The organism is Acinetobacter sp. TW_SC_4 (genome assembly GCF_054861205.1).
The window spans coordinates 1-12,556 of the sequence record NZ_JBSLRK010000002.1; the positions used below are offsets into that span (position 1 = coordinate 1).

At 38.9% G+C, this 12,556-nt stretch carries 10 protein-coding genes and 5 pseudogenes; 9 read left to right on the forward strand and 6 right to left on the reverse strand.

What is annotated here, in order from left to right; translation table 11 throughout:
• Positions 1-9: 9 nt before the first annotated feature.
• The 6 genes and pseudogenes from ACWM1W_RS15500 to ACWM1W_RS15525 form a co-directional block, all read left to right on the forward strand.
• Positions 10-192, forward strand: a pseudogene (locus ACWM1W_RS15500) (IS5/IS1182 family transposase); the annotation flags it as partial.
• 435 nt (positions 193-627) lie between these two features.
• Complete coding sequence (gene mqo / locus ACWM1W_RS15505) at positions 628-2,262, forward strand: malate dehydrogenase (quinone) (protein ID WP_004812147.1); 1,635 nt, start codon at positions 628-630, stop codon at positions 2,260-2,262.
• Positions 2,263-2,334: 72 nt separating this feature from the next.
• Positions 2,335-3,610: pseudogene (locus tag ACWM1W_RS15510) on the forward strand (MFS transporter).
• A gap of 56 nt (positions 3,611-3,666) precedes the next feature.
• Positions 3,667-4,152 (forward strand): hypothetical protein, encoded by a 486-nt coding sequence (locus ACWM1W_RS15515; protein ID WP_004780074.1) that lies wholly within the window; start codon positions 3,667-3,669, stop codon positions 4,150-4,152.
• A 351-nt stretch (positions 4,153-4,503) separates the two neighbouring features.
• Positions 4,504-4,832, forward strand: a pseudogene (locus ACWM1W_RS15520) (transposase); the annotation flags it as partial.
• Positions 4,829-4,978, forward strand: a pseudogene (locus ACWM1W_RS15525) (PPC domain-containing protein); the annotation flags it as partial. The pseudogenes ACWM1W_RS15520 and ACWM1W_RS15525, both read left to right, overlap by 4 nt.
• A 410-nt stretch (positions 4,979-5,388) precedes the next feature.
• On the opposite strand, the gene ACWM1W_RS15530 reads toward ACWM1W_RS15525, so the two are convergent.
• Positions 5,389-6,027 (reverse strand): glutathione S-transferase family protein, encoded by a 639-nt coding sequence (locus ACWM1W_RS15530; protein ID WP_375726173.1) that lies wholly within the window; start codon positions 6,025-6,027, stop codon positions 5,389-5,391.
• A 16-nt stretch (positions 6,028-6,043) separates the two neighbouring features.
• Positions 6,044-7,063: an NADP-dependent oxidoreductase gene (locus ACWM1W_RS15535; RefSeq protein WP_375726172.1), complete on the reverse strand. Its 1,020-nt coding sequence runs from the start codon at positions 7,061-7,063 to the stop codon at positions 6,044-6,046.
• 144 nt (positions 7,064-7,207) lie between these two features.
• Between ACWM1W_RS15535 and ACWM1W_RS15540 the strand changes: the two genes are divergently transcribed.
• Entirely contained in the window at positions 7,208-7,816 is a 609-nt protein-coding gene (locus tag ACWM1W_RS15540) for a TetR/AcrR family transcriptional regulator (RefSeq protein ID WP_004281836.1), read from the forward strand.
• A gap of 111 nt (positions 7,817-7,927) precedes the next feature.
• Complete coding sequence (locus tag ACWM1W_RS15545) at positions 7,928-8,158, forward strand: hypothetical protein (RefSeq protein ID WP_001087973.1); 231 nt, start codon at positions 7,928-7,930, stop codon at positions 8,156-8,158.
• A gap of 83 nt (positions 8,159-8,241) precedes the next feature.
• On the opposite strand, the gene ACWM1W_RS15550 is transcribed toward ACWM1W_RS15545, so the two are convergent.
• The 3 genes from ACWM1W_RS15550 to ACWM1W_RS15560 all read right to left on the reverse strand — a co-directional run bounded on the left by ACWM1W_RS15550 (position 8,242) and on the right by ACWM1W_RS15560 (position 11,480).
• Positions 8,242-9,369, reverse strand: coding sequence for an alkene reductase (locus ACWM1W_RS15550; RefSeq protein WP_375726171.1), 1,128 nt, complete (start codon positions 9,367-9,369; stop codon positions 8,242-8,244).
• 200 nt (positions 9,370-9,569) lie between these two features.
• Positions 9,570-10,247 carry a type 1 glutamine amidotransferase domain-containing protein gene (locus tag ACWM1W_RS15555; protein WP_004915316.1) on the reverse strand — a complete coding sequence of 226 codons (678 nt, stop codon included), beginning with the start codon at positions 10,245-10,247 and terminating at the stop codon, positions 9,570-9,572.
• A gap of 75 nt (positions 10,248-10,322) precedes the next feature.
• A complete protein-coding gene (locus ACWM1W_RS15560; RefSeq protein WP_375726170.1) occupies positions 10,323-11,480 on the reverse strand; it encodes an iron-containing alcohol dehydrogenase in 1,158 nt (385 codons plus the stop codon).
• Positions 11,481-11,671: 191 nt separating this feature from the next.
• On the opposite strand from ACWM1W_RS15560, the pseudogene ACWM1W_RS15565 reads away from it, so the two are divergent.
• Positions 11,672-11,989, forward strand: a pseudogene (locus tag ACWM1W_RS15565) (IS3 family transposase); the annotation flags it as partial.
• Positions 11,990-12,074: 85 nt separating this feature from the next.
• Here ACWM1W_RS15565 and ACWM1W_RS15570 read toward each other — a convergent pair.
• Complete coding sequence (locus ACWM1W_RS15570; protein WP_000920558.1) at positions 12,075-12,377, reverse strand: putative quinol monooxygenase; 303 nt, start codon at positions 12,375-12,377, stop codon at positions 12,075-12,077.
• Positions 12,378-12,556 lie beyond the last annotated feature (179 nt).

Sequence of the window (12,556 nt, forward strand, 5' to 3'; positions counted from 1 at the left end):
GACACTATGGAAAAATGGTCAGGTTATCATCGGCGAAGTTTAGTTGAAACTAAGATGCGCTGCATTAAATTATTAGGAGATAAACTCAGTACAAGGAGTTTTGATAGCCAAGTCAATGAGCTTCATGCACGTGTAGCAGTCATTAATAGATTTACGGAATTAGGTCGACCACTTACCCAAGTTACGCCTTAAATTTGGCTCAATTAGGGGCGCTTTGCCTTTCAAATATTTGTGCAATAAAGCCGTTGGAAAGTAACCTTGAAACAAGTTATAAGCTTCTTTTTAATAAATTACTGAGTATTTGTATAAATATTCAACATCTGATTTTTTTTAAACCAGATATTGAATTAAAATAAAAACCAATAAACAAGAACAAACATCATTGGTATTTATATTTTAATTATGTTCATTTAGAATAAAAATTACTAAGTCAATACATATTTAGTCTAAAATATCCATCAATCAAAAATGTGTGATAGCTTCGAACGTTAATCTTTGCATACTTGTAATTTTGAGTATTACTTCAATTCTCTAAGCTAATTCTTTACAAGTGTTCCTATCACCATAATTGTTATTCTTGTCTTCGCTATAAAGCGATCCAAACCTGCCCTCCATGGTCATAATCGCATGAACAAATTTTTAAAATACCTATTGGTATTCATCGTTCTGCTTATTATTGCAGCACTAATCTTTTTATTTAGACCTATCGCGTCTAAGAAAATTCAAAACACCAGCAATGAGCCTGTCGTTGACGCAGTCTTAGTTGGTGGTGGCATCATGAGTGCAACCCTAGGCACATATCTTAGTGAACTTGAGCCAAACTGGCAAATTCGCATGTATGAACGCCTAGACAAAGTTGCACAAGAAAGCTCTAACGGCTTCAATAATGCAGGCACAGGTCACTCTGGCTTTATGGAAATGAACTACACCTCTGAAAAAGATGGGAAAATGGACATTACCAAAGCTGTAAAAGTGGCTGAACAATTTGAAGTTGCAAAACAGTTCTGGTCTTATCAAGTCAAAGAAGGTGTTTTGGGACGACCAAATAGTTTCATCAACCCTGTACCGCACATTGCTTTCGTTTGGGGTGATAACGTGAATTTCCTCGAAAAACGTTACGCTGCAATGGTTAAAAACCCAATGTTTTATGGCATGAAATTCTCTGAGAATCCTGCTGAAATTAAACAATGGGCACCATTGGTGATGAATGGCCGTGATGCTGCACAAAAAGTAGCTGCAACACGCATGGATGTAGGTTCGGATGTGAACTATGGTTCAATCACCACTCAATTGGTCGATCACCTTAAAAAACAACCTAATTTCCAGTTACAAACATCGACTGAAGTGACTGGCATTAGCCAAAACGATGATAAAACGTGGACTGTTGCATTTAAAAACCTCACTACAGGGAAAACAGATCACGTGAAAACGCGATTTGTCTTTATTGGTGCAGGCGGTGCAGCGGTTAAACTTTTACAAATGACAGGCTTACCAGAAGCGAAGCAATATGCTGGCTTCCCTGTAGGTGGCGTGTTCTTAATGACCGACAACCCAAAAGTCACTGAAGGTCATACTGCAAAAGTTTATGGTCGTGCTGAATTAGGCGCACCGCCAATGTCTGTTCCACATATTGATACACGTTATATCGACGGTAAAAAATATGTGTTGTTTGGTCCATTTGCAACTTATTCAAACAAGTTCTTAAAACAAGGTTCTCAGCTTGATTTATTGAAATCAACCACTAAAAACAACGTTTTACCAATGACCGCTGTAGGTATGGAAAATCTTGATTTGGTGAAATATTTAGTTAGCCAAGTCATGATGACCGATGAAGACCGTTTTAATGAGTTGAAAAAATACTATCCTGATGCAAAACCAGAAGACTGGCGTATGAATCAAGGTGGTCAACGTGTTCAAATCATTAAGAAAGAACCAGGCAAACCTGCAAGCTTGCAATTTGGTACCGAGATTTTTGCATCACAAGATGGTGCTGTGACTGCCCTATTAGGTGCGTCTCCTGGTGCTTCAACTTCCCCTTATATTATGTTGAGCTTGCTTGAAAAAGCATTCCCTCAGCAAGTAGCAGGTAAATGGAATCCGAAATTACATGAAATTGTAAAATCGTACCAACAAGAACTCAGCACTAATCCTGTGCTTCTTGACCAAGTTCGCCAATACACCAGCACAACCCTTGGTTTGAAATATACACCTATGGCTAAAGCTGCAAATGACGAAACTATTGCGGTAGCAAAAGCACAGTAATCTGCTTTAAACCCTAAAAAGGATGGACTTTGCGCCATCCTTTTTTAATTCATATTTGAAACTATTCTGTTTATGTCGCTTTTCCATTCCGATGCTTTTTTGGCTTTTCGTTCACGTGATTTTTCACTTCTGAGTGTCAATCAGTTGTGCTTAATTCTAACCATCATGATTCAAGAAGTCGTCATTGCCTATAGTATCTATCAACTCACTCAAAATCCACTCAGCCTTGGCATGATTGCCTTAATTGAGTTACTCCCCTTTATTTTCCTCTCCCTGATCAGTGGCGACTGGGCTGATCGCTATAACCGACAAAAAATTGTGCAGTGGAGTTTTAGCTGTAGCACTTTAATTCCATTATTATTTATTGTTCTTTTTTCTCAGTACCAACAACAGCACATTCAACAAAATACACTTTTATGCGGCATTTATAGCCTCATCTTTTGCTTAGGCATACTTAGAGGCATCTACAGCCCATCATTTAATTCATTACGCCCTTTTCTAACCCCCGAGTCAGTCTATAGCAATGCAGCCACATGGACCGCGCTCATTTGGCAAATAGGCGGCATTTTAGCGCCTTTATGCGCAGGACTTTTACTCGGCCAACTTGGGCTTGAAAAAACCCTCTTTATTGTTTTTTTCTTGTGTTGCATGGGTAGCATCTGCTTATTCGGATTAAGTCCTCGTCAATTCCCTAGCCCCCATAAACAGCATTTAAGCAAAAGTTTGAAAGAAGCCTATTTGTTTATTTTTAAACATCCACTAATGTTTTGGAGTATGTTGCTGGATTTCGGCGCCATGCTTTTTTGTAGTGTCATTATCTTACTGCCTATTTTTGCACACGATATCCTGCATCTTGGTGCTGAAGGCTTAGGTATACTCAGAGCTGCACCAGCTATTGGCGCCTGTATCATGATGTTGATGTTGACCTGTTATTCTCCGATGCAAAATGCATGGAGAAATATGCTCTATAGTAGTTTTGCAATTGCTTTGTGTACTTTAGCCTTTGCACTATCCTCTCATGTTTGGCTCTCAGTCTTCTTCCTTGTTTTAATCGGTGCCTTTGATAGCATCAGCATGGTCATTCGACAAACTTTATTACAGCAACTCCCCCCAAAAGCACTATTAGGGCGTGTAGCGGCTTTAAATGGCATATTAGTCACTTCAGGCAATCAGCTCGGTGCCCTACACATGAGCCTGATGACGCGCTATTTTTCTGTGGTGCCAGCAGTACTTATTGGAGGGACGCTGTGTTTAATAATCTGTGGTCTAAGCTCTACTCGTACGCGACATTTATTTAAGCCATCTCCAACACTAAAAAAAACATGCCACAGTGGCAAAAAGTGAATAGCATGTTAAGCTTCAAATCCTCTTTTAATATGATGTGAGTTTTCAATAGAGCAAATTATGAAACAGATTTTCCCCTTTTCACATATTCTCTATACCAAACTCTATTCTTTCGTACTATCAGTGCTGTTGGCTTATTGCCTATTCAATGCAATTTATACGTTCATTATTGGTGGGACTGGTTTTTATTTATTTGCAACTTTTATTTTAGCTTTTCAATGTAATTTCGCGTTACGCACTTCTCTGCATGACCGTATTTACACCAGTTTAGGGTTAGTTTTGCTTATTATTGGGTTATTGTATACACATGGAATTCACTTTCTAAACCATTTAAAAACAATTGTATTGGTTCCTGCTTTAATTTTAACTGCCTTTGGAATAGATAATTTATATAGAAAGCCAAATAGACTTAGTTGTCTTAAAGTTGGACTGATCCTCGGCCTATTACTATTAGCTTATATTCAATATTATGATTTAGTAGAACTGCAAAATTATTATGACTCTTTACATAATGATGAGACTTGGCAGCAATTTGGCGCATTATAAAAGCTGGCACAAAAAATTCGGTGGGTGAAAAATTTACAATCCTAATTCTGATTTATCATGTTATTACATAGGAAAACTGCCTTTAAAAGGCGGGTCTTGCTAGTCTGGAATTGCAGATGAAAGGGAATAAAATGCCTGTATATCAAATTCTAGAAATTGATCATTTTCAGCATCATAAACAAAAGATTTTTCTTCTAATAAGTATTGGCCATCTTGCTCATTAAGAAAATTTTAAAGTTATTTGCTTGATCAGGGAAAATTTGTTTTCCGTCAAAAAAGATCATAACAATCTCGAACGGCTTTGTTGCACAAAGATGTTCTTAAGGGCTTTTTCAGCAATATAATTTTCAAATGAAGAAGCATACACATAAAATTTACCGCACAACCAATTGGTCCGCATATAACCGAGCACTCATGAGTCGCGGAAACATTGCCATTTGGTTTGATCCTGCTACGCAATGGTATGCTCCATCAAAAGGCAAACTAGGACGAAATCAAATCTACTCCGATGCAGCCATCCAATGCTGCTTAATGATTAAATCCTTATTCCGTCTGTCTTTACGTATGGTCACAGGCTTTGTGCAAAGTATGATTAAACTTTGCGGATGAGCAGCCCCGAATATCAGTGATATTCGTACACCACGCTTTGTAGAAGACAAAAGCATATTGATATTGCAATCTTGGAGAATATTCTCCAGAGCTTGATAATAATGGTCTTTATATTTTACCTGCTTCAGGTGAGTATGAAATTAGAGTATTACAACCTAGATCACAGGCAAGAAAAGATAAAAAACCTCAATACTGGATGAGTATTGACATTAAATAAAGACTTGCTAGATTCGTTTAAGCTTTTATACAAGGGTTCAAAAACTAGTGCCAGTTAAACTGGGGCGTGATTTTTACGTATATGTGTTTATGTTAGTAAAATGATGTAGATCACTTGTTTAATCCCCCGAGGAATAATTTAATCTTGCTGTGCGTTAGTCACTTTTCTTTCAAAAGTTGATTATATCTTTCAAGGTAACCGTCGTGATATTCAAGCCCTTTTGATAGGAATTTGCAGTGAAAGAATAGGCGAAACTTGTCTTAAATAATGGTAATTCCTTATCTTTAAAATAAAGAACGCCCGATGAAATTCATTAGGCGTTTACTTTAACTAAGTGTCAGCTTATTTTATAACCAGATGTACTTGTCAATCATGATTCTTTTTCTCAATTGCCTAAAAAAACAATCTTGCTATTTTTGACTTTTCACACCATTTTGTTCAATTTGTACTGCGGCTTGCCAGCTAGGTAGTTGGCTTAAACCTGCTACGTAACGTTGGATATGCGGATAATTTTCACCTTGTCCCATATGATAAACTAAAGCATGTAGTCCAAAGCCCATCATAAAGTCAGCACCGGTTAAACGGTCTGCCACTAGAAATTCTTTATCTTTTAAATATTCATTTAAATGGCCAAATACTTTATCGAACTCAACTTGAGTATAATTTTCTAGAAATACCAACTTCGTGCCCTGCTTGGTTTCTATCGCATTAAACGTTTTTAATAAAAATGGCAGCATGGCAGAGCTTTCTGAGAAATGAATCCACTGTAGATAATCGACATAGGTAGGTTCATCCATATCTGGTCCTAAATGCGGCGCAAGTTTCTGAATTAATAACTCAACGATTGCGCCTGACTCTGCAATAACTTTGCCATCCCATTCCAATACTGGAGATTTCCCTAAAGGATGAATGGTTTTTAAAGAGTCAGGGGCCAAATGCGTGTTTGAGTCACGATAATAGCGTTTCAGCTCATAAGGCTGCTTGATTTCTTCAAGTAACCACAAAATGCGAAAAGAACGTGATTGATCTAAATGATGTAGTGTAATCATGATAATTCCTATTTTTTTAAATTTTTACAACGACTTTGCCAAAGTTTTCGCCTTTCAACATACCATTGAAAGCATTGATCGTGTTATCTAAACCTTGCACCATATGCTCTTTATATTTGATTTTTCCGTCTTTCAACCATTCAGACATTTGCTGATAGAATTCCGGATACTGACTGCCATAATCATCAAAAATAATAAAGCCTTGCATGCGAATACGCTTTCTTAAAAGGGTGGAAATAAAGCCCGGTAAACGGTCTGGCCCTTGTGCTTGCTCGGTAGCGTTATACTGGGAAACCACACCACACACCGGTACACGTGCCGCAGAGTTAAGCAATGGCCATACTGCATCAAACACTTTACCCCCTACATTCTCATAATAAATATCAATACCGTTGGGAACTGCTTGTTGTAATTGTTCTGCAAAATTTTCATCATGATGATTGATACAAGCATCGAAACCGAGCTCTTCTACTGCATAACGACATTTTTCAGACCCACCTGCGATGCCAACCACGCGACAACCTTTAATTTTGCCAATCTGTCCAACCGTAGCACCAACAGGTCCCGTTGCAGCTGCAACGACTAAAGTTTCACCGGCTTTAGGCTGACCAATGTCCAACAGCCCCATATAAGCAGTAAATCCTGGCATTCCCAAAATACCCAGTGCCCAAGATGGATGTTCAGGTTGCATACCTAAGCTTTGACATGCAGTCCCATTAGAAATTGCGTAGCCCTGCCAGCCATTTCCTGAAAGAACCCACTCGCCTTCTTTGAATTTTGGGTTTTTAGAGGCCACCACTTGACTGACTGTTCCACCGACCATCACTTCGCCAATTTCAACCGGTGCTGCATATGAAGGAGCATCGCTCATGCGACCACGCATATAAGGATCGAGTGACAAGTAAATGGTTTTTAACAATATCTCGCCTTGTTTAAGTTCATTGAGCTCAACTTGTTCAATACGAAAATCGCTGTGTTTTGGCTCACCCACTGGCCGTTTAGCTAAAACGATGCGTTGATTAATAACTGTTTTCACACATATAACTCCATGTTTTATTTAAAAGTATTTCTCTTCATAATCAAAAATTATGATTAAAATTTCTTTACATCCATTGTAGATGAGTTATAATAAAAAACAATACGACCGGTCTATTTTTTTACAATAGAGTAAATAATTAATATGAAGCCTACTCCTATTAAAAAGTCTGAAGCGAAGCGCTTACACATTCTTAATACCAGTTCAGACCTGATTTTGCATAAAGGTTTTACTGGTGTAGGATTACAGGAAATTTTACAGAGCTGTGAGATCCCTAAAGGCTCGTTTTATCATTATTTCCAATCCAAGGAAGCTTTCGGATGTGAATTGGTACAACATTATGTGGATAATTACCAAGTCCGTTTAAATGATGTATGGCGTAGTGATAAATCCCCTTATCAAAAGCTGATTGAGTATTTTAATTTATGGATAGAAGATCCTGAAACACAGTGTGGTTGGGCGGATAGCTGTTTAATTGTGAAACTTGCCGCAGAAGTTGCCGATCTATCTGAAGATATGCGCTCCATTATGTCCGCTGGCGTCGATGATGTAATCCAACGGATTGCTGCTTTAATTGATTTGGGAAAACAGGATCAGTCTATCCAAGCAGATACTGAGGCCTCGACGTTGGCACAAGTACTTTACCAAATGTGGTTAGGTGCAGCATTACTGAGTAAGTTGCAAAAAGATAAAACGCCATTACATCAAGCTCTGAGAGCAACTAAATTTCTATTAAAAAGCGAAGATTCATAAAAATTAAATTAAATATCAACAACATAATTAATGGTTTATGATAGCAACCCAATGATTACTTATTCATGTATTGCTATTAGATCGATTTACAATCAATGAGTATAGCGCGCAATGAATTCTCCTTCTAAAGCCCTCATGACTCGTATTTTAGTCGGATATTTAGGCTTATATCCCACACTATTACTAGTACTCACTTTATTAAAGCCAATTACTCAGCATCAAAGTTTCCCGATGATGGTGTTGATTGAAGTCATAGTATTAGTGCCAGTAACGCAACTGATTTCTTTCCCACTGGCAGGTTGGCTCATTACACAGCTAAAAAATTTTAAGAATTTGTTTTAACAAGAAATTGTGCTGGCAACAGCAATCCTAAGTCCTTATTTTGCCAACCACAAAGGTTGGCAAAATAACTCACTTAGTCGAGATTAATCTGCGTAAGCTGGATAATCAATATAGCCTTTTTCCGTCCCACCATACATAGTGCTTGCATCTACTGCATTCAATGGCCAGCCATTAGCGATGCGATCGGGTAAATCTGGATTCGCAATAAATGGGCGTCCAAATGCAATTAAATCGGCCAGTCCTGCCTCTAAAATTCGAGTCCCTCTTTCTGCCGTATATCGACCTGCATAAATAATACGACCACTGAAAGTGTCTCTGACATCTTTACGAAAATCGTGAGGAAGTTCTGGTGCATTATCCCAATCAGCTTCTGCAATAGATAGATAGGCAATCCCAACTTCTTCAAGTATTTTTATGGCTTCAATATAAGTCACATGTGGATCATCTTCAACCAACCCCATGTACACACGATCTTCCTCTGTACTTTCAAATAGTGGGGCAAAACGCACTCCTAAACGATCTGCACCAACCACCTCAGCAACTGCCTGTACTACTTCACGTAAAAAACGCAAACGATTGTTTAGTGATCCACCATATTCATCTTCACGGTGGTTACTATGTGCAGAGATAAATTGATTTACCAAATAACCATTTGCACAATGAATTTCAACTCCATCAAAACCAGCAGCCAAGGCATTGCGTGCAGCTTGAGCATAGAGTTGCACTAATTCTTTAACTTCTGCATTGCTTAAAGCACGTGGCATTGAAGGATCAGCCAAGACACCTGCATTGGGCCCGGTCTCAATAAAGACTTTAACATTATTATCAGCCTTAATAGCCGAAGGCGCGACCGGTGATGCATGATCGGGTTGCAAAGATGTATGTGAAACACGCCCAACATGCCAAAGTTGTGCAAAAATAATACCTCCTTTAGCATGCACTGCTTCCGTCACTTTACGCCATCCAGCAATCTGTTCAGGGCTGTAAATACCTGGAGTCCAAGCATAGCCTTGACCACGTGGCTCGATTTGCGTACCTTCGGTGACCATAAATCCTGCCCCGGCACGCTGTTGATAATAGGTTGCCATCAGTTCATTTGGAATATTCCCTGGCTGAGTACTACGCGACCGCGTTAATGGTGGCAATACAATACGGTTTTTCAAAACATAAGGGCCTAAGCTTAAGTTTTGAAAAAGTTTACTGTCTTTCATTTCACTGTGTATCCAAGTCATCATGACTTAATTGATCTACATTAAATACCCATCCTTCCTGTATATAGAAAAATAAAGGAAGGAAAGCTATTCACTCAGGCCCCTCACCATTAAGTGAGGGTTATTTTGCTTATTGAGCCAGTTGCTCAGAGTTAGAAGTTTATTCACTACTAAGCACCACAACAGGCACTAGCTACTCTTTATTTCAACAATTGAAGTAATGCTGAGGCAGTTGCAGCAGAAGATGCTGGATTTTGTCCAGTAACCAGCAAGCCATCTACTTGAACATATACTTGCCAATCATCTACTTTAGAATAATGACCACCGTTTTCTTTAAGCATGTCTTCAACTAAAAATGGTACGATTTCAGTCAAACCTACAGCGGCCTCCTCAGTATTGGTGAAACCAGTCACTAATTTACCGCTAACTAAAGGCGCTCCATTACTCGCTTTCACATGACGAAGAACACCTGGGGCATGACACACTGCTGCAACAGGTTTGCCAGACTGAATCGCCTGTTCTATCAGAGAAATTGAAATCGGATCTTCTGCTAAATCCCACAATGGGCCATGCCCGCCTGGATAAAACACTGCATCATAATCAGCTACAGAAATTTCGCTAAGTTTATGCGTCTGTGCCAATGCTTGCATTGCAGTTGGATCAGCTTCAAAACGATGAGTGGTTTCAGTTTGTGCATCTGCTAAATTACTTTTCGGATCTAGTGGTGGCTGCCCACCTTGAGGCGACGCCAACGTAACTTCAGCACCAGAGTCAATAAAGGTGTAATACGGTGCAGCAAGTTCCTCTAGCCAGAAACCTGTTTTCTTACCAGTATTGCCAAGTTGATCATGTGAGGTTAAAACGATTAAAATTTTCATGTTATTTCTCCGATAATTTTCATGATTGAGGAGCATTGTTACAGGGTCAGAGCATGCTAGATACGCGCATTTAGCTTAGATGCTCATCTCGAGAATTTGGCGACTGATCTCTAATGAAACATTTTTATGTTCGCCTAGCTGTGTAAGATTATGTGATTTAAGTTGCGTAATGATGATCTCAATATCTGTCTCCCCCAGTCCATAATCGCTAAGACGAGTCGGCAATCCAAGTTGCTCAAAGAAGGCTCGAGTACGAGCAATAGCAGTATCAATACGTTGTTCTTCATCACCTTCGACAATCTGCCAGACACGAGCTGCATACTGTAGTAATTTTTCTCGCTTCTCTTGACGACGTACATGTAGATTAGCCGGCAACACAATGGCCAAGGTACGAGCATGATCAATACCATATAAAGCCGTGAGCTCATGTCCAATCAAATGGGTTGACCAATCTTGTGGTACCCCAGCTCCAATTAGCCCATTCAGTGCCATGCTAGCAGACCACATCAAATTCGCACGCGTGTCATAATCTGCTGAATCTTCAAAGATTTTCGGTCCAATCTCAATCAGAGTTTGCAATAGACCTTCGGCAAAACGATCTTGTACTTGTGCATTCACAGAGTAAGTTAAGTACTGTTCCATGACATGAATAAATGCATCGACCACGCCATTTGCTAACTGGCGCGTCGGCAAGCTAAAAGTTTTATTCGGATCGAGTACGGAAAATTGTGGAAAAACATAGGGACTGCTAAATGACAATTTGGCTTGGGTCGATTTTCTGGTGACTACCCCACCGCTATTCATTTCTGAACCAGTTGCTGGAAGGGTGAGTACACTAGCAAAAGGCAAAGCTTGGGTAATTTTAGTACCATGGGTTTCTAAAATCTCCCATGCATCCCCTGTATAATTGACTGCTGCTGCAATAAATTTAGTACCATCAATTACCGATCCACCACCGAGAGCCATCAAGAAATCTATCTTTTGTTCTCGAATCAGCTCTACAGCTTTCATGAGGGTTTCATAACTCGGATTCGGCTCAATTCCGCCAAATTCATGAATTTCTCTTGCACCTAATGCTTCACGCACCTCAGCTAAAGTACCATTCTTACGTGCACTTTCACCACCAAACAACATTAATACTTTTGCTTCTGTAGGCACATAGTCATTGATTTTAGCTATTGTATCGCCACCAAAAATAATGCGGGTCGGATTATAAAAGTTAAAATTCAGCATATTTTTATCCTAGGATGATCAACTAATTGATTTGAAAAACCACCGTTATTCATCAAATAAACTTTAAAAAATTGGACAACACTGCGGCTTTTGCCTACACCATGTGGTGACTATACATAAAAATAGACCAGTCGTCTATTTTTATAAAAATTATTTCAGCTTGCAACTTTAGTGATGGTTAAAAAAATCTAGGCTTGTTCTATACCGCTTTTATTATTGATGTATTTTCACGAGCGATTGTTGGATGAAAGGTATCAACACGCATGACTACTGACATGGTCATGAACGCATTGGCTAAAACAGTGAATGGCTTATACAAAACAGTGGTGATTGAATATTTAAAGCAGATTGGCACGGTTTAGCAGATGTACAAATGCGACAGTAAATTAAATATATTGGTTCAATATAAAGCATGTAAATGGGTGCATTCGTTTATTTACCCTGTTTTGATATTGACCCATGTAAATGATGAAATTAAGCCATTAAATAAAGTAGCCCAACTTGAATAAAAAGCCTCTGACAAACCTCACAGGGTTAAAGTGCTGCCTTTCATTCAAAATTTCAGGCAGCACACTCATACATTTAAGCGTCGGTTTAAGCTGGTAGTTTACTCGCCAAAACATCTACTTTTTCAATAGACGGTGGCTCTGAAAATAGCTCTTCGGCCTGAGCCATCAACGCAGCTGCAACCTTGCCAGATAGATGTGCTTGGCGACCCGCCTCATCAGGAAATGCATCGAAAATACCAAATGTTGTAGGTCCAAGACGTAGGCCAAACCACGCAACTGTCGCAGGTTCTTCCATTACAATAGGTAAACCGGCTTTAAGGAAAGCTTCCACTTCGTCTTCTTTACCCGGTTTAGCTTCAAGGCGGACATATAAAGCTGTTTTAAGCATGACTAAAACTCCACAATTGATTAGAATTAAAACGATTCTTACATTGCTAATGGATGCATGTCAGAAAGTTTTGTTGTATAAAAGTTAAAAAAAATTCCCATAGCTGAGCCAAAATCTGATTTTTTTATTTCGACATAATGCTATGAATTTATTCAAGTTAATATCATTAACATTTGAAT

Coding starts and splice junctions, on each gene's coding strand:
- ACWM1W_RS15560 (WP_375726170.1), bottom strand. CDS start 11,480: ATGCTGAATTTTAACTTTTATAATCCGACCCGCATTATTTTTGGTGGC.
- ACWM1W_RS15570 (WP_000920558.1), bottom strand. CDS start 12,377: ATGCTTAAAACAGCTTTATATGTCCGCCTTGAAGCTAAACCGGGTAAA.
- ACWM1W_RS15530 (WP_375726173.1), bottom strand. CDS start 6,027: ATGATTACACTACATCATTTAGATCAATCACGTTCTTTTCGCATTTTG.
- mqo (WP_004812147.1), top strand. CDS start 628: ATGAACAAATTTTTAAAATACCTATTGGTATTCATCGTTCTGCTTATT.
- ACWM1W_RS15555 (WP_004915316.1), bottom strand. CDS start 10,247: ATGAAAATTTTAATCGTTTTAACCTCACATGATCAACTTGGCAATACT.
- ACWM1W_RS15545 (WP_001087973.1), top strand. CDS start 7,928: ATGAATTCTCCTTCTAAAGCCCTCATGACTCGTATTTTAGTCGGATAT.
- ACWM1W_RS15550 (WP_375726171.1), bottom strand. CDS start 9,369: ATGAAAGACAGTAAACTTTTTCAAAACTTAAGCTTAGGCCCTTATGTT.
- ACWM1W_RS15540 (WP_004281836.1), top strand. CDS start 7,208: ATGAAGCCTACTCCTATTAAAAAGTCTGAAGCGAAGCGCTTACACATT.
- ACWM1W_RS15515 (WP_004780074.1), top strand. CDS start 3,667: ATGAAACAGATTTTCCCCTTTTCACATATTCTCTATACCAAACTCTAT.